The organism is Nocardia sp. NPDC050710, from assembly GCF_040654375.1.
Taxonomy (GTDB): domain Bacteria; phylum Actinomycetota; class Actinomycetes; order Mycobacteriales; family Mycobacteriaceae; genus Nocardia.
On sequence record NZ_JBFAHV010000001.1, the window covers coordinates 367,883 to 391,821 of the forward strand.

The window sequence follows — 23,939 nt, forward strand, 5'->3', positions numbered from 1 at the left end:
GTGATCAGCGCGAGATCCGCAGTTACCGCTGTTCGGCCCGAGATCAAGGCGAGCGAACTACAGTGATGCAGTGGCCGCAATTGCTTGGCTGGTCGCGGGCATCCTGCTCGCGGCGGCAGAGATGCTCACCGGGGACCTCACGCTTCTGATGCTGGGCGTCGCGGCGCTCGGCACGGCCGGTGTCAGCGCAGTCGCGGACACCTCGCTGGTCGCCGATGCGGTGGTCTTCGGCATAATCTCGGCGGTCCTGATCCTCGGGGTACGGCCGGTACTGCGCAGGAGGTTCGGCACCCCGCCACCGATTCCGACGAATGTCGATGCGCTGCCGGGCAAGTCGGCGCTGGTGCTGGATCAGGTCGCCGCGCATTCGGGCACGGTGAAGCTGGGCGGCGAGGTGTGGACCGCGCGGCCGATGAACCCGGACGAAACCTATGAACCCGGCACGACCGTGTACGTCATGAGGATCGACGGCGCGACCGCCGTCGTCTGGAAGGGGCCGTAATGGCTGTACTCATCGTCGCTGCCGTCCTCGTCTTATTGATCGTGGTGGTGGTCTTCAAATCGATCGCGCTGGTGCCGCAGGCGGAGGCGGCCGTCATCGAACGGCTCGGGCGATATTCGCGCACCGTCTCCGGGCAGCTCACCTTCCTGGTGCCCTTCGCCGACCGGATCCGCGCCAAGGTGGATCTGCGCGAGCGGGTGGTCTCGTTCCCACCGCAGCCGGTGATCACCCAGGACAATCTGACCCTGCAGATCGACTCGGTGGTGTACTTCCAGGTCACCAGCCCGCAGGCCGCGGTCTACGAGATCAGCAACTACATCGCCGCGGTGGAGCAGCTCACCGTCACCACGCTGCGCAACGTGGTCGGCGGCATGACCCTGGAGGAGACGCTGACCTCCCGCGACCAGATCAACAACCAGCTGCGCGGGGTACTCGACGAGGCCACCGGCCGCTGGGGACTGCGGGTGGCCCGGGTCGAGCTGAAGGCCATCGATCCGCCGCCGTCGATTCAGGAGTCGATGGAGAAGCAGATGAAGGCCGACCGCGAGAAGCGCGCCATGATCCTCACCGCGGAGGGCCAGCGCGAATCGCAGATCAAAACGGCCGAGGGCGCCAAGCAGGCGCAGATCCTGTCCGCCGAGGGCGCCAAGCAGTCGTCCATCCTGTCCGCGGAAGGTGAACGGCAGAGCCGTATCCTGCGCGCACAGGGTGAACGCGCCGCCTCCTATCTGCAGGCTCAAGGCCAAGCCAAGGCTATCGAAAAGGTCTTCGCCGCAATCAAATCCGGCAAGCCGACACCGGAACTGCTTGCCTACCAATACATGCAGACGCTGCCAATGGTGGCGCGCGGCGACGCGAACAAGGTGTGGCTGGTGCCCAGCGACTTCGGCAAGGCGCTGGAGGGGTTCGCCAAGAGCTTCGGCACCCAGGGCGAGGACGGGGTGTTCCGGTACGAACCACCCGCTGGTGACGGTGCGGAGGTGAAGGTCGAGGACGATTCCGACGTCGCCGACTGGTTCGACACCGCGCCGGACCCCACCATCGAACGCGCCGTACGCGCGGCCGAAGCCACGGCCCGCAGCTCGGTGGAGGGGCTCGGGGTAACCCCCACCCACCCGCCGGAGCCGTCCCCGCATCAGCCGGTGATCCCGCCGCAGGAGGCCTACCAGCCGCCTCAGCAGTCCCAACAGCCTCAGCAACCGCAACCGCCGACCACGCCGCCATCTCCGCCGCGCCCCGACGATCCGTACGGTCGTCCGTGGCAACCGCCGGAGAACTACCGGCAGTAGACGCCGGATCGCCGTTGCGACCGCGCGAGCCCGCTTCCGAATCGGCTATTCGCGCACGATCATGTGCTCCCCTGCCGTCTCCTGGAAGCCACCGCCGCCAGAATCGCGGCGTCATCGGGTGCCTCGACCCCCTCCGATACCACGATGAGCTTGTCATCGTCATCGAAGAACCGGTGCACGATCGCCACGCAGACACCCTCACCCCGCGCCACCGCCTCGCCGACGCCGAGCAGATAGGCGTCGAGCTCACAGCCGTCCGGCGCCGAGGTGCCCGGCACAAATCCGTAGTTGACCGTGTACCGGAACCCGCACCGTGGATGCCTGCTCCCCAGCGGCCGATCGATGACCAGTGCGACCCGTCGCCCCAGAAAAGGCCGTGCTATCCGCAGCGATATCGAATCCGCGAAAGGGATACGCCCGTCCGTCATCCGGAAGGCCCGGGACGTTCCGATACTGCACCGCAACCCCGGACCGACGCGATGTCGTACACGCCGCCTCCGCCCCCACCGCCGCCGCGGCGCGCCTCGATCGAATCCAGCGCGGTGCTCCACACCGTGTGCTCGGACCAGACCTGGGCATCGAGCAGATTCGCATTGGTCAGCAAATCGACATAGGACAACGGGCTTCCCCCTGGGCACGCTTCGGAACAACTCGCCGAATCCTAGGGCATCGCAGCCCGATTCGTTCCGCCGCGTCCTATTCCGCCGCGGGCGCGGGCCTGCGCACCGCACAGCAACCGACCGCACACGGCACACCGTCGGCCGTACATCCGTAGCCGGGGACCTCACCCAGCCGCCGGGTCGCACCACCCGTCATATGCTCGCCGATCAACTCCACCACCATGCGGGCGAAGCGCGGATCGGTGCCCGGGGTCGCGGCCCGCGCGAAGGCCATGCCGAGTTCGGCCGCCTTATCCTTCGCCTCGTTGTCCAGGTCCCAGATCACTTCGAGGTGATCGGAGACGAAGCCGACGGGGCAGACCACGACGGCCTCGACACCCTTGCCCGACAGATCCTCCAGATGATCCACGATGTCGGGATCCAGCCACGGAATCCTGGGCGGACCCGAACGTGACTGCCATACCAGGTCGTATTCGGCGAATCCGGTTGCGGCCGCACACAATCGGGCCGCGTCGGATACCTGACGGCTGTACAGGCGACCACCGTCGGCGGGCGGACCCGCCGCGATATCCGCCGACACCGGGATCGAATGCGCGGTGAAGACCAACCGGACACCGTCGCGACGATCAGCCGGGATCTCACCCAGCGCGGCGCGAATCGCATCGGCGAACGCCGCGATGAACAGCGGATGGTCGAAGTACTGGCGCAACTTCACCAGGTTCGGTGCGCCTCCGCCGAAAGCCGTACGCGCCCTGGCGATATCCTCGTGATACTGCAGGCAACCGGAGTACCCGCCCCACGCCGAGGTCGGGAAGACCAGCGCGGACCCGACACCGTCGGCTGCCATCCGCGCGACGGTCTCCTCCACCATCGGATGCCAGTTCCGATTGCCGAAGTACACCGGCAATTCGATTCCGGCACCGGCCAATTCGGTCTCGACCGCGGCAATGACGGCGCGATTGAGCTCATTGATCGGCGAGACCCCACCGAAGTGCAGGTAATGCTGCGCGACCTCCTCCAGACGTTCGCGCGGCACGCCCCGACCCCGAGTGACGTTCTCCAGGAATGGCATCACGTCCTCGGGGCGTTCGGGGCCACCGAAGGAGAGGACCAGCAGCGCGTCGTAGGTGCTACCGACCGATCGCTCGCTCATCACGATCAGGCCGTCGGGAGATCCTCCGGCAGCCACGTGTTGTGGCTGGCGCCGCCGTCGACGTAGACGATCGAACCGGTGGTGCCCGGCAGCCAGTCCGAGAGCAGCGCGCAGATGGACTTGGCGACAACGGTCGGGTCGTCCACATCCCAGCCGATCGGCGAGGCGCCGTCCCAGTAGGTGTTGAGCTGGTTCATCTTGGCCGCGTCATCGGTGGCGGTACCCGCGATGGCCTTGGCGGCCAGGGTCTTGATCGGGCCCGCCGCGATCAGGTTCGAGCGAATCTTCTTGGCCGCGCCGACTTCCCGCGCGACGTAGCGGTTCACCGACTCGAGCGCGGCCTTCGCCACGCCCATCCAGTTGTAGTACGGCATCGAGGTACGCGGATCGAAGTCCATGCCGACGATGGAGCCGCCCTCGTTCATCACGGGCAGCACGGCGCGGGCCAGCGAGGCGTAGCTCCACGCCGAGATCTCGAACGCCTTGGCCGCATCGGGGCCGGGACCGTCCAGGAACGGCTTGGCGTCCGGGCCCATCAGGGTGCGCGGCGCGAAGGCGATCGAGTGCAGCACGCCGTCGATGCCCTCCGGCGCGACCGCGCGCAGCCGGTCCGCGAGGGTGCCCAGGTGCTCCTCATTGGTCGCATCGAGTTCGATGGCGGGCGGGACCTCCTTCGGCAGCCGCTGCGCGATCCGGTCGATCAGCCGGAGCCGGTCGAAGCCGGTGATGATGACGCGCGCGCCTTGCTCCTGTGCCACCGCGGCGGCGTGGAACGCGATCGAGGCATCGGTGATGATGCCGGTGATCAGGATGGTCTTGCCCTCGAGCAGTCCGCCCATGAGTGTGTGCTTCTCCTCTGTCAGTGTGTCGAGTCCGGAAGGTCGCCGAGCCTCAATGGCCCATGCCCATGCCGCCGTCGACCGGGATGACCGCGCCACTGATGTACGCGGCGTCATCGGAGGCCAGGAAGCTGATCGCCGCGGCGACCTCTTCGGGCTGGCCCATGCGCTGGGCGGGAATGCCGTACTTCAAGACCAGCTCGCGCATCTCGTCGCTGACCTCCTCGCGCGTCATATCGGTCTCGATGAAGCCCGGAGCGACGACATTGGCGGTGATGTTGCGGGAACCGATCTCCATGGTGATCGACCGGGCCATGCCGACCAGACCAGCCTTCGAGGCCGCGTAATTGACCTGTCCCGGTCCGCCCTTGAGGCCCACCACCGAGCCGAGGAAGATGATCCGGCCGAACTTCGCGCGCAGCATCGCGCGGTTGGCGCGCTTGGCACAGCGCCAGGCGCCGGTCAGGTTGGCGTCGATGACCCGGGTGAACTGCTCCTCGCTCATCCGCATCAGCAGCGTGTTGTCCACGATGCCCGCGTTCGCGACCAGCACCTCGACCGGACCCTGCTTCTCCTCGATCTCGGCGAAGGCCCGATCCACCGACTCTGTGTCGGTCACGTCACATTTCACGCCCAACAGCCCTTCCGGCACCCCCGATCCTCGATGAGTGACGGCGACCTTGTGGCCATCGGCGAGCAGACGCTGGGCAACCGCGAGACCGATGCCGCGGTTTCCACCGGTGACCAGTACCGATCGGGATGTGATGTTGGACATAAGCATCAACCTATCTGTTCGAGTTCGCGCGCCGACGCGCGGGCACCACCCCTAGTGTGATGCCGCATCACGCCGGTCTACGGCAGGCGTTGACGATAGAGCAATCCGGTTACGACGCCGGCGGCGACGAGCAGCATGCCGAGCAGCAGCCACGGACGACTCGCGTCGCCCCTGGTCGTCTCATAACCGATCTGCTCTTCCAGGGTGTCGTAGACCGCGGTGAGTTCCTCGAGGCTGGAGGCGGTGTAGAACTCACCGCCGGACAGCTTCGCGATCTCGCGCAGCGAATCATTGTCGACAGGCACCTTGACGCGCTGGGCGCCTTGGCCGTCCTGGTCCGGGATCTCGACCGAACCCCATTCGGTGCCGAACGAAATCGTCGAGACCGGGATGCCCTTCTGCTTGGCCAATCGTGCGGCCGTGAACCCGTGTCGCGGGTTATCGGTGTCTTTGTCGTCGGGCACGGTCTGCTTGCCGTCCGACATCAACACGACTCGGGCCGGGGGCGGGGTCTCCGCACCGCCGAGCACAGTGGCCAGGGTGTCGATGGATTGCAGCGCGGTGAGAATACCTTCACCGGTGGCGGTGCGCTCGGCGAGCTTGATGTTGTCGATGGCGGCCTTGACCGCCTCCCGGTTCGTGGTCGGCGACACCATCACCGAGGCGGTGCCCGCGAATGTGACGAAGCCGAGATTGATGCCGGGGGTCAGCCCGTCGACGAATTCCTTGCCCGCCTTCTGCGCCACCTGCAGTCGGCTCGGCGGCACGTCGGTGGCCTCCATCGACAGCGAAACGTCCATCACCAGAACGACTGTCGCGCGATTGCGGGGCACCTTCTGCACCGCCGTCGGACCCGCCGCCGCGATGGTCAGGAACGACAAGCCCACCAGCATCAGCGCGATCGGCACATGCCGAATCGGACTCGGCCGCGACGGCGCGACCTTCTCCAGCAACTCCATATTGCTGAACCGCAGCATGTGCTTGTGCCTGCTGCGCTGCACCAGCACGTAGCCCAGCGCGATGATGCCGACGACGACGAGGAAGGCCAGCCAGATCAGCGCGGTGAAATGCGAAATACTCACTGGCGCGGGGCCTGTCCGCTCGGGGCGCCGAAGCTGTGGCGCCGGGTGGAGACGAACCGGACCACATCGGCGATCCAGTCCCGATCGGTCTGCAGCGTCAGCACCGGTGCCCCGCAGCTGCGCAATGCCTGTTCGACCTGATCTCGATGGCGTTGGGCGGCGGCCGCGAAATCGGCACGCAGCGTGGGAGTCACGCTGAATTCCCGGGTCCGACCGGTCTCCGGATCGTGCAACACCACATCGCCCACATCGGGCAGTTCCAGATCACGCGGGTCGAGCACCTCGACGGCGAGCAGATCGTGACGCGCGGAGATCGCGCGCAGCGACCGCTGCCAGTCGATATCGCCGAGGAAGTCGCTGATGATCACCGCGAGTCCGCGCTTGCGCTGCGGACGGCGCAACGACTCGATGCCGCCGCGCAGATCACCGCGCACACCGTCGCGGGCGTGCGGGGTGGTGGCGATGCCGCGCAGCAGCGACTGCGCGTGCACCCGGCCGCTGCGGGCCGGAATGCGCACCAGCTGCTCGCCGGTCGCCACCACGGCGCCGATCCGGTTACCGCCGCCGCTGGTCAGGTGGGTGATGGCGGCCGCGGCCGCGATGGCGAGATCACGCTTCTGACAGGCCGCGGTACCGAAATCGAGGCTGGCCGACAGATCGACCACCATCCAGGTCTCCAGCTCGCGGTCGGCGATCATCTGCCGTACATGCGGGTGGGTGGTGCGGGCGGTGACCGACCAATCCATTTGCCGCACATCGTCACCCGGCTGATAGGCGCGGGCCTCCCCCGGCTCGGAGCCGGGGCCGGGGATCAATCCGAGATGGTCACCGTGCAGCACACCGTCCAAGCGGCGGCGCACGGTCAGCTCGAGCGTTTTCAGTGCCGCCGTCAACCTCGGGTCGGTCAATTCACCCGATCGGAACGACGGCGGTGTGTGGGGTGACATCGGCACTCGCGAGACCGGATCTGGTGCGGCCGTCACTTCGGCTGGTTATTGCCGACGGCCGGGGCCATCTGGCCGACCGGCGACTGCGGCATCGCTTGCGGCTGTGCGGGCGGCTGCGGGATCTGTGACTGCGGCGGCTGCGGCACGCCCGGCGTCGGCGCGGCGGGCGCGCTCGGGGCCACCGCCTGCGGTGCGACCTGTGGCAGGCCGACCGTCTGCAGCACCCGCTTGATCACGTCGTCCGGCGAGATCTCGTCCGCGAGCGCGTCGTAGGACAGCACCAGGCGGTGGCGCAGCACATCCGGCATCACCTCCACGACGTCCTGGGGCACCACGTAGTCGCGGCCACGGATCAGCGCGACCGCGCGTGCCGCGGCGATGATGCCCAGGCTGGCGCGCGGCGAGGCGCCGTAAGCGATCCAGCTCGCCACATCCGGCATGCCGAAATCGGCCGGCTTGCGGGTCGCGGCGATCACCCGGACCACATAGTCGACCAGCGCGTGGTGCACGAAGGTGTTGGCCGCGACCTGCTGCAGCCGGATCAGCTCGGTCGGCGCCAGGATCGGCTTGGCCTCCGGCGGGGTGACACCCATCCGGTAGATGATCTCGCGCTCCTCCTCGACCGAGGGGTAGTCCACCATCACCTTGAACAGGAACCGATCGCGCTGCGCCTCGGGCAGCGGGTACACGCCCTCGCTCTCGATCGGGTTCTGCGTAGCCATGACCAGGAACGGATCGGGCATCGGGTAGGTCTTGCCGCCGATCGTCACGTGCCGCTCGGCCATCACCTCGAGCAGCGCCGACTGCACCTTGGCCGGCGCGCGGTTGATCTCGTCGGCCAGCACGAAGTTCGCCACCACCGGGCCGAGCTCGGTGTCGAATTCCTCGCGGCCCTGTCGGTAGATGCGGGTACCGATGAGGTCGGTGGGCACCAGGTCGGGGGTGAACTGGACGCGGGCGAACGAACCGCCGACCACTTTCGCGAACGTCTCGACCGCAAGGGTTTTGGCGATACCGGGGACACCCTCGAGCAGCACATGGCCACGCGCGAGCACACCGACGAGTAGCCGTTCCACCAGCCGATCCTGGCCGACGATAACCCGCTTGACCTCGTAGATCGCCTTTTCCAGGGTCTGGACGTCACGCGCCAGGGTGGACGCGGGCTCCGGCACATCCTTCGCCAGTTTCGCCCCGCTCACACCATCCGTCGAAGTCACCAACATCCCCGCTTTCGCCTTGGTCCTGTGCGTGCTGCCCCAACTATTCCAGGTAATCACCGCACATGCCGCAACCGGTGCCGGTATCAGGCGAATTCGTGTTGGATTCTCAGGGGACGATCCGCACGGCGTAGGGCATGATTCCGCCCTCGCGCACCGGGGATACTTTCACCACGTCACCGGACTGCGGCGCCTCGACCATCTTGCCGTCGCCCAGGTAGAGCGCGACATGCTGGCTGCCGTTGGGCCCCCAGAACAGCATGTCGCCGCGGGCTCGTTCATCCACCGGCACCCGGGTGCCCGCGTTGTATTGGTAGCCGCTGTAGTGCGGCAGTGAAACGCCGATTCCGGCAAAGGCATAGATCATCAGGCCGGAGCAGTCGAAGCCGACTTTATTGAAATCGCCATGACTATCGGCCACGCCGCCGTCACGGATGCCCAGTGTCGGGCCGTCCTCGTCGCCGCCGCCCCAGGCGTAGACGACGCCGAGCTGCGACATGGCCCGGTCCACCACCGTCTCGACCGCTGCCGATCCGGTGACCGACGGCGCCGACGAGCGCGGGCTGCTGCGCCGCGGTGGCGCGGAATTCTCGAGCTGGGTATGCGGGCGTCTACCCTCGCCGAGCTGGGCGGCGCGGTCACGGGCGGCCTGGTCGGCGGCGGCCCGGGCGGCCGCCGCGCGGGCGGCCTCCTGCAGCGCGGCCTCCTCGGCCCTGCGCTGCTGGTCCCATGCCAGGAAGGCCTCACGTTGACTTTGTAGGCCCGCGACATTCGTGCGCGCTGCGTCCAGCCTGCCCTGTGCGGCCGCACGCTCCCGCAACAGGTTGTCGCGCTGCACGGTCTGCGCGTCCAGCTCGGCCTTGGCCGCCGCGACCGCGTGTTCCGCGTCGTTCTTCTTCTGCTCGGCGACCGCGGCGGCCGCATCGGCCTCCGATTTCGCCTGGCGCGCACTGGAATTCTTATTGCCCTGTGCGATCTGGGCTCGGCGCAGACCGTCGATCGCCTGCTGCTGATTCTTCGAGACGAGGCCGAGGATCTGGGCGCGATCGATGGCGCCGCCGGGGGTGGACGCGGCCAGGTAGGTGACCATCGAACCGGAGGTGGGCCGGGTGTAGGCCTGGGTGGCGAACTCGTCGAAGTTCTGCCTGGCCCGCGCGACCTGCATGCCCGCGTCGGCGAGTTCGCGCGCGGTATCGGCCACCACCACCGCGGCCGCGTCCGCGGCGTCGCGCGCATTCTGCAGGTCGACCAGCGCCTTGTTGACCTCTTCGCGCTTGCGCGCCACCTCGTCGTCGAGCTGCTGCAACTGCTGATCCACCGCGGCGACCCGATTGATCAGCGTCCCGACCTCGCCGACCCTGGCGTCCACCTGGGCTCCGGCGTCGGCGATCTCGCCGTCGCTCGGGTTGGGCGGCGCGGGCGGGACGGCGGTGGTGGTGCCCGCGGTCGCGAGCACCACCACGGTGACCAGCAATCCCAGAGCGATCGATAGCGGGCGTCGATAACCGATATGGCCGTAACTGCGCATCGCACCTCCCGAGGACCCGAATCCGGCAAAGCCTCACGAGCCCCTGCCGAACCAATCAGCTCAGTGGTCGACGTATGGCCCTGGCAACACTTGTTCCCCACCAGTTACGACTGGAACCGTACGACACTTCCGTCACCAAGAGAACTATGGCAACAGAATCACAAGGGGGTAATTTGCGCATTGCCCGAAATTAGCCGGATGCGCTAGCGGATTCGCAGGGTCGGAGCAAACCGACCGTCAGGAAAAGTTGCTGCGGAGATACCGCTTACCGACCGGTCTCCCTGTTGTCGGAAGATTCCGAAACCCCCACCGGCGCGGACTCGTGACGAGCCCGCCGCGCCTTCACCCAGTACAGTCCGCCCACCGCGAGCACCGTGCCCGCCAGCAACACACCGGTAATCGCGGTCCAGGACAGCGGCTCCGGCTCCTCCAGCCGACCGACGAAGATCCGCGCCGCCTCGACCGAATTCCCCTGCTTGCTCTTGGCCGCGTCCTCGGCCCATTCCAGCTTCACCCGGCTGATCACATCGCTGTAGGTACCGACCCAGTCGTCGCTGAGCACCACCACGGTTCCGTGCTGCTGCTTGCCGACCTCGGTGGCCAGGTCACGTAGATTGGAGTCGTGGCCGGGATTTCCGGGAATCACCACGATGCTGAGCGGGATCCCATGGGATCGCGCGTCCGCGACGACTGCTTCGAGCCCGGTCTGATCCTTACCCTTCGGTGTCGCGACGTGATTGTTCGCCACGTCGACCAGAATCGCCTGCAAGCCGCTGTCCGTGATGCCGGGCGGCATTTCCGCGGCCATGGGTGGGAAAACCGAGGTGTGCAAGGGGGCCATCTTCCATCCGGTCTGTCGAGTCGCATCGGCACGCGAGGCGACTGGCATCCAACACTGCAGGGTGAGCATTGCTCCTGTCCGACCCGGGTGGAGCTCGGCCACCCCAGGAGCGTGCGACCGGATTCGAATCCGACCGCCGCGCTAGCTCGAAAGCACAGTACGCGACCGACTGTCGCAGTAGCAGGCCCCGCCACGCCGAGCGGCCCCCCGGTATTTCATAGGACAAGCGTACTGTTAGAGTCGTGGCGCGAGGAACCGGCACCTGACGGCGCCGGAGCCCCTCCAAAGACTCGAGTCATCGGCACAGCCCCGCCGGTGGCCAACCCTCACAGACGAGTGGAGCTGACGTGACGACAAGTATCGATACTTTCGGCGCCAAGGGCACCCTCGAGGTCGGAAGCAACTCCTACGAGATCTTCCGCCTCTCCGCCGTGCCCGGCACCGAGAAACTCCCCTACGCACTCAAGGTTCTCGCCGAGAATCTGCTCCGTACCGAAGACGGCGCCAACATCACCGCCGATCACATCCGCGCGATCGCGAACTGGGATCCGAACGCACAGCCGGACACCGAGATCCAGTTCACCCCGGCCCGCGTGATCATGCAGGACTTCACCGGCGTGCCCTGTGTCGTCGACCTGGCCACCATGCGTGAGGCCGTCACCGCCCTCGGCGGCGACCCGAACAAGGTCAATCCGCTCTCCCCCGCCGACATGGTCATCGACCACTCGGTCATCCTCGACGTGTTCGGCCGCGCCGACGCCCTCGAGCGCAACGTCGACCTGGAGTACCAGCGCAACGGCGAGCGCTACCAGTTCCTGCGCTGGGGCCAGGGCGCCTTCGACGACTTCAAGGTCGTCCCGCCGGGCATGGGCATCGTGCACCAGGTCAACATCGAGTACCTGGCGCCCACCGTGATGGTTCGTAACGGCCAGGCCTACCCCGACACCTGCGTCGGCACCGACTCGCACACCACCATGGTCAACGGCCTCGGCGTGCTGGGCTGGGGCGTCGGCGGCATCGAGGCCGAGGCCGCCATGCTCGGCCAGCCGGTCTCCATGCTCATCCCGCGCGTCGTCGGCTTCAAGCTGACCGGCGAGATCAAGCCGGGCGTCACCGCCACCGACGTCGTGCTCACCGTCACCGACATGCTGCGCAAGCACGGTGTGGTCGGCAAGTTCGTCGAGTTCTACGGCAAGGGCGTCGCCGAGGTGCCCCTCGCCAACCGCGCCACCCTGGGCAACATGAGCCCCGAGTTCGGCTCCACCGCCGCGATCTTCCCGATCGACGCGGAGACCATCAACTACCTGCGCCTCACCGGCCGCACCGACGAGCAGCTCGCGCTCGTCGAGGCGTACGCCAAGGAACAGGGCATGTGGCACGACGCCGACCACGAGCCCGCGTACTCGGAGTACCTGGAGCTGGACCTCAGCACCGTGGTGCCGTCCATCGCGGGCCCGAAGCGCCCGCAGGACCGAATCCTGCTGTCGGAGTCCAAGACCGCGTTCCGCAAGGACATCCACAACTACACCAGCGACGCGGAGAGCGGCCCCGCCGCCGTGACCCCGCACTCGCACCTGGACGAGGCCGTCGAGGAGTCCTTCCCGGCCAGCGATCCGGCCGTGCTGTCCTTCGCCGACGACGACGCGATCCTGCCGTCCGCCGCCAACGGCAGCACCGGCCGTCCGTCCAAGCCGATCAAGGTCTCCGATCCGGAGCGCGGTGACTTCGTGCTCGATCACGGCGCCGTCGTGGTCGCGGGCATCACCTCCTGCACCAACACCTCCAACCCGTCGGTCATGCTGGGCGCGGCCCTGCTGGCGCGCAACGCGGTCGAGAAGGGCCTGTCCTCCAAGCCGTGGGTGAAGACCAACATGGCGCCGGGCTCGCAGGTCGTCGCCGACTACTACGAGAAGGCCGGCCTGTGGCCGTACCTCGAGAAGCTCGGCTTCTACGTGGGTGGCTTCGGCTGCACCACCTGCATCGGCAACACCGGCCCGCTGCCGGACGAGATCTCCAAGGCGATCAACGACAACGATCTGTCGGTCACCGCGGTGCTCTCCGGTAACCGCAACTTCGAGGGTCGCATCTCCCCCGACGTGAAGATGAACTACCTGGCGTCGCCGCCGCTGGTCATCGCGTACGCGCTCGCGGGCACCATGGACTTCGACTTCGAGACCGACGCCCTCGGCCAGGACACCGACGGCAACGACGTCTTCCTGAAGGACATCTGGCCGTCGCCGCAGGAGATCGACGACACGATCAAGTCGGCGATCAGCCGCGACATGTTCACCAAGTCCTACGCCTCGGTCTTCAAGGGCGACGAGCGCTGGCAGAACCTGAACACCCCGGAGGGCGACACCTTCGCGTGGGACGAGAACTCGACCTACGTCCGCAAGGCGCCGTACTTCGACGGCATGGAGATGGAGCCGGCCCCGGTCACCGACATCAAGGGCGCTCGCGTGCTCGCGCTGCTCGGCGACTCGGTCACCACCGACCACATCTCCCCGGCCGGTCCGATCAAGCCGGGCACCCCGGCGGCGCAGTACCTCGACTCGCACGGCGTCGAGCGCAAGGACTACAACTCCCTGGGCTCGCGTCGCGGTAACCACGAGGTGATGATCCGCGGCACCTTCGCCAACATCCGGCTGCGCAACCAGCTGCTCGACGATGTCTCGGGTGGCTACACCCGTGACTTCACCCAGGACGGCGGCCCGCAGGCCTTCATCTACGACGCCTCGCAGAACTACCAGGCCGCGGGCATCCCGCTGGTCGTGCTGGGCGGCAAGGAGTACGGCTCGGGTTCCTCGCGTGACTGGGCCGCCAAGGGCACCAGCCTGCTGGGCGTGAAGGCCGTCATCACCGAGTCCTTCGAGCGCATCCACCGCTCGAACCTCATCGGTATGGGCGTCATCCCGCTGCAGTTCCCGGCCGGCGAGTCGGCCGCGTCGCTGAAGCTGAATGGCACCGAAACCTTCGATATCGAGGGCATCACCCAGCTGAACGAGGGTGCGACTCCGAAGACCCTGAAGGTCACGGCCACCAAGGAGAACGGTGACAAGATCACCTTCGACGCCGTGGTCCGGATCGACACCCCCGGAGAGGCCGACTACTACCGCAACGGCGGCATCCTGCAGTACGTGCTGCGGAACATGATTCGCGGCTAGACCGCGCTCCCCGCGTACGCGGGGATGATCCGATCATCCGCGGCTGATCACAGCAGTGCCGTTGTAGAGGGTCCGCGCACCGCGTTTCGCGGTGCGCGGACTTCTCACATCCCTGGAGGAGCCCGCATGCCCAAGGTCAGTGAAGATCACCTCGCCGCCCGGCGCAGTCAGATTCTCGACGGGGCGCGGGCCTGTTTCGCCGAATTCGGGTACGACGGCGCCACCGTGCGCCGCCTGGAGGAGGCGATCGGGCTGTCCCGCGGTGCGATCTTCCACCACTTCCGCGATAAGGACGCCCTCTTCCTCGCCCTGGCTCAGGAGGACGCGGAGCGGATGGCCGACGTCGCCGCCAACCAGGGCATCGTGCAGGTCATGCGCGATATGCTCGCCCATCCTGAGCAATTCAATTGGCTCGGAACCCGTTTGGAGATCGCGCGGCGGCTGCGCACCGATCCGGAATTCCGCGCGGGCTGGACCCAGCGGTCCGCGGAACTGACCGCGGCCACGCTGGCGCGTCTCGAGCGCCGCAAGGCCGCGGGCGCATTGCGCGACGACGTCCCCACCGACGTTCTACTCGGCTATCTGGATCTCGTCCTGGACGGGTTGATCGCCCGCATCGCCTCCGGCCACACCAATGAAAACCTGTCCGCCGTACTGGATCTCGTGGAAGCGTCGGTTCGCCGCAGGGAGTGAGTCCGCGGTTCGGCCCCCGCCGCCATCGGTCAGAATGTCGCGTTGATGTAGTCGGCGGCGTGGGTGGTCCAGAGCTTGTTGGTGCCGGGCATATTCCGGCCGGAGTAGAGCACATGCTGGCCGTCGGGCCAGGGGGTGAGGTAGCCGATGACGCCCTGTACGGCTTCCGTGTAGCGGTTGAGGTTGGCGATCGGGTCGTTCATCAGGAAGCGCAGCAGTTCGGCGAAGATCAGCGGTGTCAGGTTGCCGATTCGCGCGCCCTCCACGAACGAGAAGGGTGAGATCCCGACGTCGATGATGCGCAGCGGGGAATCGGCGGGTGAGGACGTGATGATGTCGCCGGGGTTCGCGTATTCGCGGACCGCGACGTTCCCCGGCCAGGCGCCGCGCTGCCCGTGCAGGCCGAAGGTTGTCGGCGGGCAGAGGTTTCCGACGGATTGGGCCGCTCTGCGCAGCGGATTCGCGATATTGACCGTGAAGGCGATCTCCAGCGGGGAGCCGTCGGTGTTGGTGTACTTGCCGGCGCGGACACCCTCGAGGATCCTGCTGCCGCAGATGCCACCGAGCGAATAGGTCAGCAGCCCGCAGACATTCGGTGAGTCCTGAATCGCTTTGACGCCCGCGGCCACGCCCTTGCGTACGGAGGTCTCCAGGGACGGACCCCACAGGTCCGGGGACGGCCCCACCGAGGCGGGCCAGTCCGGCTCGAAGGCCGCGAACCTCTTCGTATCGAGCAGCTTGGTGACGTCGTGCAACATGCCCGCCGGTGTCCCGTTCGCATTGCGGGGCTCGCCGGTACCCCGGAGCGTGATGATGTCGATCATCGGATTCCCCTTCGCCCGATGCCGCAGGCTGCGGCGCGAAACCCCAGGGTGAACCCGTGACGCACCGGGCGCCCGCGTAGCGGACTACTCGATTCCGGAGGCGGGCAGGCCGCTCACTCGCGCTGTTCCATACTCTCCAAGAGAATTCGCGCGATGCGGTCGAGTGCGTCGCGATCCTCGGCGGTGAGTACCGACAGCATCCGGGTCTCGTTCTCGGTGTGGTCGGTGACCACCCTGTCCACCAGTTCGCGGCCGATCTCGGTGAGTACCACGCGGATCGCGCGGCGATCCTCGGCATCCGCGGTGCGGCGCACCAGTCCCGCCGCCTCCAGCCGATCCAGCCGACCGGTCATACCCGCGCGGGACAGCATCAGCGTGTCGGCGAGAACCGACGGGTTCAGTTCGAACGGCTCTCCCGAACGCCGCAGCGCCGCAAGCACATCGAATTCACCGCGCTGGAGTCCGTGCGCGGTGAATACCGCTTCGATCTCGCGCTGCGCGACGACGAGCAGCCTGCCGAGGCGTCCGATGATCGCCATTGCCTCCAGGTCCAGATCGGGCCGTTCCCGGCGCCACTGCGCGGCGATGGCGTCGACCGGATCGGATTTCTTCACACCCATGGACAAGATCCTATTCGTCGGTATATAGTTCGGTATCGAATTATAAAGCATCAAACAGTCATCAGCCGAATAGTCGGATGCAGAACAATCAGATACCGAACATCAGGAGCGATCATGAGCACCGTCACCACCCACCGCGAAGTTGCCATCCGCCAGCCGCAGGACGCCGAGACCCTCGGCACCGAGCAGGCGCGGGTGCGCCTGCTGATCGACTCCAACGAGACCGGCGGCGCGGTGAGCACACTCGAGGTCACCATGGCGCAGGGCGCGGACGGAGCCACGCCGCACTACCACACACTGTCCGACGAGTTGTTCTACGTCGCCGACGGCGAACTGCAACTGCTGGCGGGCGACCGGATCGTTACCGTCGCGGCGGGCGGATCCATTGTGGTTCCGAAGCTCATGCCGCACGCCTTCGGCGCCACACCGGACAGCGGAGCCCGCATCATGATCGCGCTGATGCCGGGCGTCGAACGCTTCGAGTACTTCCGGCTGCTCGACCGCATCGGCAAGGGCGAGGCCACCCTGGCCGATCTGGCCGCAGCTCAGGACGAGTTCGACAACCATTTCGTGGACGCCCCGCACTGGTGGGCCGAGCGCAACGCCCAGCGGCGGTAGGCCCAGATCGGTTGTGATGTAGGTATCGGCGGAATCGGGAACAAACCTCGCGCGCGCGAAGGTTCGACAGATCATGACCTTCTCCGTCCCCGTGCTGGTCCGCGGCTACGAACTCGATACCCAGGGCCACCTGAATCAGGCCGTGTACCTGCAGTACTCCGAGCACGCCCGCTGGGAACTGCTGCGCGCGGCCGGAGTCGCACAGGAGAAGTTGATCGCCAACGGGGTCGGACCCGTCGTGCTCGAGACGAATATCAAGTACCGGCGCGAGTTGCGCGCTGGCGACGAAGTGACCATCACCTGCGACTTCGAATGGTCCAGCGGCAAGATCTTCAAGATCCGCCAGGAGATCCGCAAACTCGACGGCACCGTCGCGGCCGAAGTCGCGGTGGTGGGCGGTCTGCTCGATCTCGCCGCGCGCAAACTCGTCGCGGATCCGGGTGAGAATTTCCGGGCCCTCGCCGAGCGGCCCGACCTACTCGGCCTCTGAGGCCGCAGGCATATCTGCAAGGCCGCCAATCTCGGGCAATACCCGGCGACTACCTCCAAATGAAATTAACTGAATGGTTGCGGAATTCCGGGGGTCGGGTTACCGAAAATCTTTCGGTGCAAGCGCATCCCGGGCCGCTACCCTGTTTGCCACCGGCCGTGAAATCTTCCGATCCGAGCCGGGCGAGGCCCTCTGCGCGTTATGATCCAGTTCACGCTCGGGGGTCCTGGCAAATCGCGAGCAGATCGGAGAGCACATCATGACCGACGCAATCCACCTCCCCGGTACCGCGCCGACGGGTGACCGCGTTCCCGCACTGCAAGGCCTGCTTGTGGCCGAGTCGGAACGCGATATCTCCGTCCGCGTCGCCGAGGGAACGTGGACCTTCCGTCGCGACGATGTGCTCCGTCTGCTCGATTCGGCCGCCCCTGAAGGGCGCGCCCCGGACGGCAGGCAGGTACTCGTCGACATTCGCCCCGGCGCCACCGCCGACTTCACCCGGAGGCTGCGCATCGAACTCGTCGACCGCCCCATGACGATCGCGGCGGAACCCTCCCCCGCGCTGGGAGATGAACTGTTGCAACAACTCACGACCTCGTGGGCGGATCGGCTGCAGCTGGTCGACTGCCCCAGCACCAGCGGTGCGACCTATACCTATTGCCAGACAAAATCGTTCGACGGTAGCGACGACGGCATAAACTGCGACAGTCTCGACTGAACGGATCTGCGCATGGTGACGCGCCGACCGGGATCGGTCCTCATCGTCTCCGAATCCGATGACCTGCACGGCACCGCGATGGCGGCTACGTTGCGAGAACACCACGGGCTCAGCCCGATTCAGCTCGACCTGCGTGACTTTCCGCGGGAATCCGGCAGCTTCCGGCTCGACCGGCTGGGCACCACACGATCGATGTCGCACATCATCGGGCTCGATGACGTGCAGTCGGTGTGGTGGCGCAGGCCGCATCCCTGCCGGGTGCCCGGCGGTGTGCGCGCCAGCGACGACGCCTACCGCCAGGCGGAATGCGACGGTTTCATCCAGGGCGTGCTGTGGTCCATTCCGGCCGCCTGGGTCAACGACCCCGGCGCCGACCGCACCGCCAGCCGCAAGATCGTGCAACTCGAGACCGCGCAGCGGGCCGGTTTCGCGGTTCCGGAAACGCTGATCACCAATGACCCGGACGAGGCTCGCAGCTTCGCCGAATCCCGGCCCGGCCCAGTGGTTTACAAGCGCACCGGGACCGGTCGTGCCGAGTTCGCGGAAACGCGGATTATCCATCGCACCGACTTCGGCAAGCTGGCGGGCATCCGCTCCGCGCCGACCACCTTCCAGGATTACGTCGACGCGGACTGCGATCTGCGGGTGGTCTGGGTGGACGGGGTCGAATGGACGGTGCGCATCGACTCGCAGGCCGGGGTGGGCCGGGTCGACTCCCGCCTGGACACCTCCGTCGACTTCGCCCCGGAGCAGCTGCCCGCCTCGGTGAGCAAGTCCCTCGCCACCCTGATGGGCGCGCTCGGGCTCAGCTTCGGGGTGCTGGATCTGCGGCTCGGCCTGGACGGTGAGTACTACTTTCTCGAGGTCAACCCGCAGGGCCAGTTCGCCTACCTGGAGATCAAAACCGGCCTGCCGATCTTTCACAGCCTGAGCAACCTACTGGTGCACGGTGACGGCACGGTGCCGAGGTAAACGGCACTCACCGGGTGTACCGCAGCAAGGCGACCCCGGACTTCGGGAATGCCCGCGACCGCACCAGCCGCAGATCCTGCCGCTCCCCGCCGTCGAACAGCCGCCGGCCCGCGCCCAGTAGCACAGGGAAGACCAGCAGCCGGTACTCGTCGACCACGCCGAGGCGCAGCAGCGCCCGCGCGGCCGTGATCCCGGCGAATACCACCACCGGCTTACCCGACGCCGCCTTCAACGCGGCGATCTCCGCGGCGAGGTCCGCCCCGATCCGACGCGCGGGCTGCCACGGCAGCTCCGGCTCCGGTTGCGAGGTCAGCACCAGCTTCGGAAGTCCGTTCACCAGCGGCGCGAGCATCGCGTCGCCGGGCGTCGCCGGATTCCGTTGCGCCTGCGGCCAATACGACGCGAGCAACTCATACGACACCCGGCCGAAGATCTGCGCGTCGACGCTGCCGAGCAATTCGGCGAGATAGGCGTCCAGCTCGGGGTCATCGACCTCGATCCAGTCCAGATCACCGTCTGTGCCCGCCGCATAGCCGTCGAGCGTGACCATCATGTGCAGAATCAATGCCCGCATGTCGACCTTCCTTCCGTACCGTGGGTCTCCCTGTCGGAACAGACCGGCGGAACGATCAGAAGTCATCGCGGCTTCGGCGAACACCATTGCGCCGAGGCCGGATTCGAGTCGACGGGCCTATTGGCTCTTCCGGCGATTGGCACCGCCGCGGCTACGGAGCTGCACATGCGACTCCACCAGCACATTGTGGATGAAGCCGTAGGAGCGTCCCGTCGAGCGCGCTAGCGATCGGATGCTGGCGCCCGCCTCGTATTGCTTCTTCAACTGGGTTTGTAGCCGATCACGTGATTTCCCCGTGACACGGGTGCCCTTACCCAATGTGGACTTGCTTTGTGTGGGCCTGTCGCTCATGGCTTCCTCCGAGTCGCCGAGCAGCGCGTCTTTCCAGGCTAAGCACTCGAGGGGCCGTGATCAACGGGTCACTGTGATGAAACTCACGCGAGCTGAATCAGTTCCAGATATTCGGCCGACCAGTGATCTTCCGTGCCGTCCGGCAGTAGAATGACCCGCTCCGGCGACAATGCCTCCGCGGCGCCCGGATCGTGGGTCACCAGCACCACGGCGCCCGCATAGGTGCGCAGGGCGTCCAGCACCTGCTCCCGGGAGATCGGATCCAGGTTGTTGGTCGGCTCGTCGAGCAACAGCACGTTCGCGGCGGAGGACACCAGACCGGCCAATGCCAGACGGGTCTTCTCACCGCCGGACAAGGTGCCCGCGGGCTGTTCCAGCTGCGGCCCGGAGAACATGAACGCGCCGAGCAGGCCACGCAGATCCTGTTCACCCGCATCCGGTGCGGCATGCCGGATGTTCTCCCAGACCGTGGCCTGGTCGTCGAGGGTGTCGTGCTCCTGGGCGAAGTAGCCGATCTTCAGGCCGTGCCCGGCCACCAGGCCGCCCGCCGTCGGCGTCTCCACCCCGGCCAGCAGGCGCAGCAGCGTGGTCTTGCCCGCACCGTTGAGACCCAGGATCACCACCCGGCTGCCGCGGTCGATGGCCAGATTCACCCCGGTGAAGATTTCCAGTGAGCCGTAGAGCTTGGTCAGGTTCTCCGCCATCAGCGGTGTCTTGCCACAGGGAGCGGGCTCGGGGAACTTGATCCGGGCGACCTTGTCGGCGACGCGCACGTCGTCGAGTTCGGCGAGCAAGCGGTCGGCTCGTTTCGCCATGTTCTGTGCCGCAGTGGCTTTCGTCGCCTTGGCGCCCAACTTGGCCGCCTGGGCCTTGAGGGCGCTGGCCTTCTTCTCGGCGTTGGCGCGTTCCCGGACCCGGCGCTGTTCGTCGGTGGCGCGCGCGTCCAGGTACTTCTTCCAGCCCATGTTGTAGACGTCGGCCTCGCCGCGCACCGCGTCGAGGAACCACACCTTGTTGACGACCGCCTCGAGCAGCTCCACATCGTGGCTGATCACGATCAGACCGCCGTCGTGATTCTGCAGGAAGCCGCGCAACCAGGTGATGGAGTCGGCGTCGAGGTGGTTGGTCGGCTCGTCCAGCAGCAGGATGCGATCGGAGCGGCCGCCGCTGCCGTCGGAGGCGGAGAACAGGATGCGCGCCAACTCGATTCGGCGGCGTTGACCACCGGAGAGGGTGCGCAATGCCTGGCCGAGCACGCGGTCGGGCAGGCCGAGGCTGTGGCAGATGCGGGCCGCCTCGCTCTCGGCGACATAACCGCCGAGCGCGGAGAACCGCTCCTCGAGCCTGCCGTACTTCCGCACGGCCTTCTCGCGCTCCTTCTCGTCGGCCACCTCGGCCATGAGCGCCTGCTGCTTCTCCATATCCCGGATCAGGGCGTCCAGGCCACGGGCGGACAGCACCCGGTCGCGGGCGAGCACATCCAGATCGCCCTCACGCGGATCCTGCGGCAGATAACCGATCTCGGTGGAACGCAGAATCTTTCCGGCGTAGGGCTCACCCTCGCCCGCGAGAACGCGCAGCGTCGTGGTCTTACCCGCGCCGTTGCGCCCGACCAGACCGATCCGGTCGCCCGCCTGCACCCGCAGCGCCGGTCCAGGGGCCGACAACAGGGTGCGGACTCCGGCCCGGACCTCCAGGTCGGTCGCGGTGATCACAGACGGGCTCCTCACGGATTGGCGGTGCTGGACGGTTGCTGCTCGATTGTGCGACGCAGTACGCACAAGAACCACCGATTTTACCCGGCCCCGACGCCACCCCATGCACCCCGCGATCCGCATGTGACCGCAATAACTCCGGGTGCCGATATCGGCGGGCACGCGACGGGTTCTCCCGGTGGATTCCGCGGACCAGCCCGTCGACATCGGTCACTACCGCGGGCCGGGCGGACACGTGACTGCGGTAACGTGCCGTCACATGAGTACCGATCTGTTGGGCAAGAGCGCACTGGTCAGCGGTGCGAGCCGGGGAATCGGCAAGGCCGTCGCCGCCGAACTGCTGAGTCGCGGCGCGAATGTGCTGATCACCGCGCGCAAACCGGAACCGCTCGAGGAAGCGGCCGCCGAGCTGCGGGCGCTCGGGCACCAGGGCGAGGTCATCACGCTGGCCGGGAACTCGGGCGACGCGGACGGCCGGGCCGCCGCGGTCGGACGGGTGGTCTCCGAATTCGGCTCGCTCGACATCCTGATCAACAACACCGGCATCAACCCGGTCTACGGCTCACTGATGGACGCCGACCTCGACGCGGTCCGCAAGATCTTCGACGTGAACGTCGTCGCCGCGCTCGGCTACCTGCAGGAGGCGTACAAGGCGTGGATGCGCGACCACGGCGGTGCGGTGGTGAACGTGGCCAGTGTCGCGGGTCTGCGCTCGACCGGCGTGATCGCCGCCTACGGCGCCTCCAAGGCCGCGCTCATCCGCCTCACCGATGAGCTCGCCTGGCAGCTCGGCCCGAATATCCGGGTCAACGCCGTCGCTCCCGGCGTCATCAAGACCAAATTCGCCGACGCGCTCTACTCCGCGGACGAGGAGAAAGCCGCCGCCGTATATCCGATGAAGCGCCTCGGATCGCCGGAGGATGTCGCCCGGCTCATCGCCTTCCTGGTCTCCGACGAGGCCGCGTGGATCACCGGCGAAACGATTCGCGTCGACGGCGGTCTGCTCTCCACCGGCGGCATCTGAGCACGTCGGCCCGCAGCGACCCGGCCGGACGGCACCGGGAGCCGATTAGGCTGCCGTGGACCATCGCCGACCGGAAGGGGCCGACCCCGATGCACGGACCCGATCCCGAGGTGTGTCGCAGGACAAGGCTGCTGGCGTCACCTGGCGGCCGGTGGCCGCGGTGACCGCCGACATCGTGATCTGCGGGCTCGGCCCGGCCGGTCGAGCGCTGGCCCATCGTTGCCTCGCGTGCGGGCTCTCGGTGACCGTGATCGACCCGGCCCCGGATCGACGGTGGTCGGCGACCTATGCGGCGTGGGCCGACGAGCTGCCGGAATGGCTCGATTCCGGCGTGCGGGCGGCGACCGTCCAGCGACCGGTGGCCTGGACCACCCGCCGCCACGAGGTCGATCGACCCTACGTTGTACTCGATACCGCGCGTCTGTGGGATTCACTCGATATCACTGGCGCACGGGTGATTTCCGAGCGTGCGATCGAATTGGGGCGGCACACGGTGACATCGTCGTCCGGGACCGTTGCCACCGGAGCCCGGGTGATCGATGCCCGCGGCATCGCCCGCTCCCCCGCGCTGGCCGAGCAGACGGCCTACGGCGTGATCGTCGATGCGGAACGCGGTGCCGGTATCGAACCGATGTTCATGGACTGGCGACCGGACAATGGCGCGGATCCCGGTGCACCGCGGTCATTTCTGTACGCCGTACCCCTCGGTGGCGGGCAGATGCTGCTGGAGGAGACCTGCCTGGCCGGGCGGCCCGCACTCGACGGAATCGAGTTGCGGGCACGACTGGAACACAGGTTGCGTTCGCGCGGTATCGAACTGGATGGCGCGGAGACCGTCGAGCGGGTGCGATTTCCGGTCCAGGGCGGGCGGCCGGGCCGGCGCCGCTTCGGCGCGGCGGGCGGATTCATCCATCCGGCAACGGGATACAGCGTTGCCGCGGCGTTGACCGCGGCCGATGCGGTGGCGGCGGGCGATTCGGTATGGCCTCCCGCGGCCCGAATGGTGTACGCGCTGCGCTCTGCGGGCCTGCGGGTCCTGCTCACGCTGCCACCGACCGATATCCCGGTCTTCTTCGACGCCTTCTTCACACTGCCGACACCGCTCCAACGCGCGTACCTGTCCGGGCGAGATGACCTGCGCGGCACCGCTACCGCCATGAACGCGCTGTTCGCGGCGCTGCCCCCGCGCCTGCGCCGCACCGTGATCACCGCGGGTCTACCCCGGTCGCCGAGCTCGGGGCCGACATCCGAGCGGGGGCGGTAATCGAACTTCGGGTGACGCTGCCCCGGCCTTGGCATGCACTTTTTCGCCGACTCGAGGCGTTTTCACTCATTTCCGTCGAAAAGTGCACGATGAGCGCATCGCCCCCATGTCACGGTCGA

General features: G+C 67.2%; 25 protein-coding genes. 10 read left to right on the top strand and 15 right to left on the bottom strand.

Annotated features, from left to right (window positions below; all coding sequences use genetic code 11):
* The first annotated feature begins 70 nt into the window (after nt 1-70).
* On the top strand, nt 71-502 hold the full coding sequence (locus AB0H61_RS01610; protein WP_357297877.1) for an NfeD family protein: 432 nt from the start codon (nt 71-73) through the stop codon (nt 500-502).
* Nucleotides 502-1,791, top strand: coding sequence for an SPFH domain-containing protein (locus AB0H61_RS01615; protein WP_357297879.1), 1,290 nt, complete (start codon nt 502-504; stop codon nt 1,789-1,791). The genes AB0H61_RS01610 and AB0H61_RS01615 overlap by 1 nt, the downstream gene beginning before the upstream one ends.
* Before the next feature lie 59 nt (nt 1,792-1,850).
* On the opposite strand, the gene AB0H61_RS01620 is transcribed toward AB0H61_RS01615, so the two are convergent.
* From AB0H61_RS01620 to AB0H61_RS01665, 10 genes are all read right to left on the bottom strand, one after another.
* Nucleotides 1,851-2,219 (bottom strand): hypothetical protein, encoded by a 369-nt coding sequence (locus tag AB0H61_RS01620; RefSeq protein ID WP_357297881.1) that lies wholly within the window; start codon nt 2,217-2,219, stop codon nt 1,851-1,853.
* Complete coding sequence (locus tag AB0H61_RS01625; protein WP_357297884.1) at nt 2,216-2,410, bottom strand: hypothetical protein; 195 nt, start codon at nt 2,408-2,410, stop codon at nt 2,216-2,218. Before AB0H61_RS01625 ends, AB0H61_RS01620 begins: the two co-directional genes overlap by 4 nt.
* A 77-nt stretch (nt 2,411-2,487) precedes the next feature.
* Entirely contained in the window at nt 2,488-3,564 is a 1,077-nt protein-coding gene (locus AB0H61_RS01630) for a ferrochelatase (RefSeq protein WP_357297886.1), read from the bottom strand.
* A gap of 5 nt (nt 3,565-3,569) precedes the next feature.
* Nucleotides 3,570-4,403, bottom strand: coding sequence for an NADH-dependent enoyl-ACP reductase InhA (gene inhA, locus AB0H61_RS01635; RefSeq protein WP_357297888.1), 834 nt, complete (start codon nt 4,401-4,403; stop codon nt 3,570-3,572).
* Between the two features lie 52 nt (nt 4,404-4,455).
* On the bottom strand, nt 4,456-5,178 hold the full coding sequence (gene fabG1, locus AB0H61_RS01640; protein WP_357297891.1) for a 3-oxoacyl-ACP reductase FabG1: 723 nt from the start codon (nt 5,176-5,178) through the stop codon (nt 4,456-4,458).
* Between the two features lie 77 nt (nt 5,179-5,255).
* Complete coding sequence (locus tag AB0H61_RS01645; RefSeq protein WP_357297894.1) at nt 5,256-6,260, bottom strand: VWA domain-containing protein; 1,005 nt, start codon at nt 6,258-6,260, stop codon at nt 5,256-5,258.
* The gene (locus AB0H61_RS01650) at nt 6,257-7,207 is read right to left on the bottom strand and encodes a DUF58 domain-containing protein (RefSeq protein ID WP_357299791.1); all 951 of its coding nucleotides are present in this window, start codon (nt 7,205-7,207) and stop codon (nt 6,257-6,259) included. The genes AB0H61_RS01645 and AB0H61_RS01650 overlap by 4 nt, the downstream gene beginning before the upstream one ends.
* A 32-nt stretch (nt 7,208-7,239) precedes the next feature.
* On the bottom strand, nt 7,240-8,430 hold the full coding sequence (locus AB0H61_RS01655) for a MoxR family ATPase (protein ID WP_357297895.1): 1,191 nt from the start codon (nt 8,428-8,430) through the stop codon (nt 7,240-7,242).
* 103 nt (nt 8,431-8,533) lie between these two features.
* A complete protein-coding gene (locus AB0H61_RS01660) occupies nt 8,534-9,952 on the bottom strand; it encodes an NlpC/P60 family protein (RefSeq protein WP_357297898.1) in 1,419 nt (472 codons plus the stop codon).
* Between the two features lie 265 nt (nt 9,953-10,217).
* On the bottom strand, nt 10,218-10,793 hold the full coding sequence (locus AB0H61_RS01665) for a DUF6676 family protein (protein ID WP_357297900.1): 576 nt from the start codon (nt 10,791-10,793) through the stop codon (nt 10,218-10,220).
* 347 nt (nt 10,794-11,140) lie between these two features.
* On the opposite strand from AB0H61_RS01665, the gene AB0H61_RS01670 reads away from it, so the two are divergent.
* Both AB0H61_RS01670 and AB0H61_RS01675 read left to right on the top strand, forming a co-directional pair.
* Nucleotides 11,141-13,957 carry an aconitate hydratase gene (locus AB0H61_RS01670; RefSeq protein ID WP_357297902.1) on the top strand — a complete coding sequence of 939 codons (2,817 nt, stop codon included), beginning with the start codon at nt 11,141-11,143 and terminating at the stop codon, nt 13,955-13,957.
* 126 nt (nt 13,958-14,083) lie between these two features.
* Nucleotides 14,084-14,650 (top strand): helix-turn-helix domain-containing protein, encoded by a 567-nt coding sequence (locus AB0H61_RS01675; protein WP_357297904.1) that lies wholly within the window; start codon nt 14,084-14,086, stop codon nt 14,648-14,650.
* Nucleotides 14,651-14,679: 29 nt separating this feature from the next.
* On the opposite strand, the gene AB0H61_RS01680 is transcribed toward AB0H61_RS01675, so the two are convergent.
* On the bottom strand, nt 14,680-15,474 hold the full coding sequence (locus AB0H61_RS01680; RefSeq protein WP_357297906.1) for a hypothetical protein: 795 nt from the start codon (nt 15,472-15,474) through the stop codon (nt 14,680-14,682).
* Nucleotides 15,475-15,587: 113 nt separating this feature from the next.
* The gene (locus tag AB0H61_RS01685) at nt 15,588-16,094 is read right to left on the bottom strand and encodes a MarR family transcriptional regulator (protein ID WP_357297909.1); all 507 of its coding nucleotides are present in this window, start codon (nt 16,092-16,094) and stop codon (nt 15,588-15,590) included.
* 204 nt (nt 16,095-16,298) lie between these two features.
* Here AB0H61_RS01685 and AB0H61_RS01690 point away from each other — a divergent pair, with 204 nt between their 5' ends.
* The 4 genes from AB0H61_RS01690 (at nt 16,299) to AB0H61_RS01705 (ending at nt 18,892) form a co-directional block, all read left to right on the top strand.
* Complete coding sequence (locus AB0H61_RS01690; protein WP_357299795.1) at nt 16,299-16,712, top strand: cupin domain-containing protein; 414 nt, start codon at nt 16,299-16,301, stop codon at nt 16,710-16,712.
* 73 nt (nt 16,713-16,785) lie between these two features.
* On the top strand, nt 16,786-17,202 hold the full coding sequence (locus AB0H61_RS01695) for an acyl-CoA thioesterase (RefSeq protein ID WP_357297911.1): 417 nt from the start codon (nt 16,786-16,788) through the stop codon (nt 17,200-17,202).
* 259 nt (nt 17,203-17,461) lie between these two features.
* Nucleotides 17,462-17,920, top strand: a complete 459-nt coding sequence (locus AB0H61_RS01700; RefSeq protein WP_357297913.1) for a hypothetical protein — start codon at nt 17,462-17,464, stop codon at nt 17,918-17,920.
* Between the two features lie 12 nt (nt 17,921-17,932).
* Nucleotides 17,933-18,892, top strand: a complete 960-nt coding sequence (locus AB0H61_RS01705; RefSeq protein ID WP_357297915.1) for a hypothetical protein — start codon at nt 17,933-17,935, stop codon at nt 18,890-18,892.
* 7 nt (nt 18,893-18,899) lie between these two features.
* Here AB0H61_RS01705 and AB0H61_RS01710 read toward each other — a convergent pair whose 3' ends face one another.
* The 3 genes from AB0H61_RS01710 to AB0H61_RS01720 form a co-directional block, all read right to left on the bottom strand.
* A complete protein-coding gene (locus AB0H61_RS01710) occupies nt 18,900-19,466 on the bottom strand; it encodes a dihydrofolate reductase family protein (RefSeq protein ID WP_357297917.1) in 567 nt (188 codons plus the stop codon).
* A 117-nt stretch (nt 19,467-19,583) separates the two neighbouring features.
* On the bottom strand, nt 19,584-19,817 hold the full coding sequence (locus tag AB0H61_RS01715; RefSeq protein WP_357297920.1) for a helix-turn-helix domain-containing protein: 234 nt from the start codon (nt 19,815-19,817) through the stop codon (nt 19,584-19,586).
* Between the two features lie 83 nt (nt 19,818-19,900).
* Nucleotides 19,901-21,532: an ABC-F family ATP-binding cassette domain-containing protein gene (locus AB0H61_RS01720; RefSeq protein WP_357297922.1), complete on the bottom strand. Its 1,632-nt coding sequence runs from the start codon at nt 21,530-21,532 to the stop codon at nt 19,901-19,903.
* A 259-nt stretch (nt 21,533-21,791) separates the two neighbouring features.
* Between AB0H61_RS01720 and AB0H61_RS01725 the strand changes: the two genes are divergently transcribed.
* Nucleotides 21,792-22,556 carry an SDR family oxidoreductase gene (locus AB0H61_RS01725; protein ID WP_357297925.1) on the top strand — a complete coding sequence of 255 codons (765 nt, stop codon included), beginning with the start codon at nt 21,792-21,794 and terminating at the stop codon, nt 22,554-22,556.
* Between the two features lie 112 nt (nt 22,557-22,668).
* Complete coding sequence (locus tag AB0H61_RS01730; RefSeq protein ID WP_357297928.1) at nt 22,669-23,820, top strand: lycopene cyclase family protein; 1,152 nt, start codon at nt 22,669-22,671, stop codon at nt 23,818-23,820.
* Nucleotides 23,821-23,939: the final 119 nt, after the last annotated feature.

Bases quoted from the DNA above. Each gene is read 5' to 3' on its own strand.
- AB0H61_RS01685 (WP_357297909.1), bottom strand. From the start codon at position 16,094: ATGGGTGTGAAGAAATCCGATCCGGTCGACGCCATCGCCGCGCAGTGG.
- AB0H61_RS01655 (WP_357297895.1), bottom strand. From the start codon at position 8,430: ATGTTGGTGACTTCGACGGATGGTGTGAGCGGGGCGAAACTGGCGAAG.
- AB0H61_RS01620 (WP_357297881.1), bottom strand. From the start codon at position 2,219: ATGACGGACGGGCGTATCCCTTTCGCGGATTCGATATCGCTGCGGATA.
- AB0H61_RS01665 (WP_357297900.1), bottom strand. From the start codon at position 10,793: ATGGCCCCCTTGCACACCTCGGTTTTCCCACCCATGGCCGCGGAAATG.
- inhA (WP_357297888.1), bottom strand. From the start codon at position 4,403: ATGGGCGGACTGCTCGAGGGCAAGACCATCCTGATCACCGGCATCATC.
- AB0H61_RS01630 (WP_357297886.1), bottom strand. From the start codon at position 3,564: ATGAGCGAGCGATCGGTCGGTAGCACCTACGACGCGCTGCTGGTCCTC.
- AB0H61_RS01650 (WP_357299791.1), bottom strand. From the start codon at position 7,207: ATGTCACCCCACACACCGCCGTCGTTCCGATCGGGTGAATTGACCGAC.
- AB0H61_RS01715 (WP_357297920.1), bottom strand. From the start codon at position 19,817: ATGAGCGACAGGCCCACACAAAGCAAGTCCACATTGGGTAAGGGCACC.
- AB0H61_RS01705 (WP_357297915.1), top strand. From the start codon at position 17,933: ATGGTGACGCGCCGACCGGGATCGGTCCTCATCGTCTCCGAATCCGAT.
- AB0H61_RS01710 (WP_357297917.1), bottom strand. From the start codon at position 19,466: ATGCGGGCATTGATTCTGCACATGATGGTCACGCTCGACGGCTATGCG.
- AB0H61_RS01660 (WP_357297898.1), bottom strand. From the start codon at position 9,952: ATGCGCAGTTACGGCCATATCGGTTATCGACGCCCGCTATCGATCGCT.
- fabG1 (WP_357297891.1), bottom strand. From the start codon at position 5,178: ATGTCCAACATCACATCCCGATCGGTACTGGTCACCGGTGGAAACCGC.
- AB0H61_RS01700 (WP_357297913.1), top strand. From the start codon at position 17,462: ATGACCGACGCAATCCACCTCCCCGGTACCGCGCCGACGGGTGACCGC.
- AB0H61_RS01615 (WP_357297879.1), top strand. From the start codon at position 502: ATGGCTGTACTCATCGTCGCTGCCGTCCTCGTCTTATTGATCGTGGTG.
- AB0H61_RS01675 (WP_357297904.1), top strand. From the start codon at position 14,084: ATGCCCAAGGTCAGTGAAGATCACCTCGCCGCCCGGCGCAGTCAGATT.
- AB0H61_RS01725 (WP_357297925.1), top strand. From the start codon at position 21,792: ATGAGTACCGATCTGTTGGGCAAGAGCGCACTGGTCAGCGGTGCGAGC.
- AB0H61_RS01680 (WP_357297906.1), bottom strand. From the start codon at position 15,474: ATGATCGACATCATCACGCTCCGGGGTACCGGCGAGCCCCGCAATGCG.
- AB0H61_RS01695 (WP_357297911.1), top strand. From the start codon at position 16,786: ATGACCTTCTCCGTCCCCGTGCTGGTCCGCGGCTACGAACTCGATACC.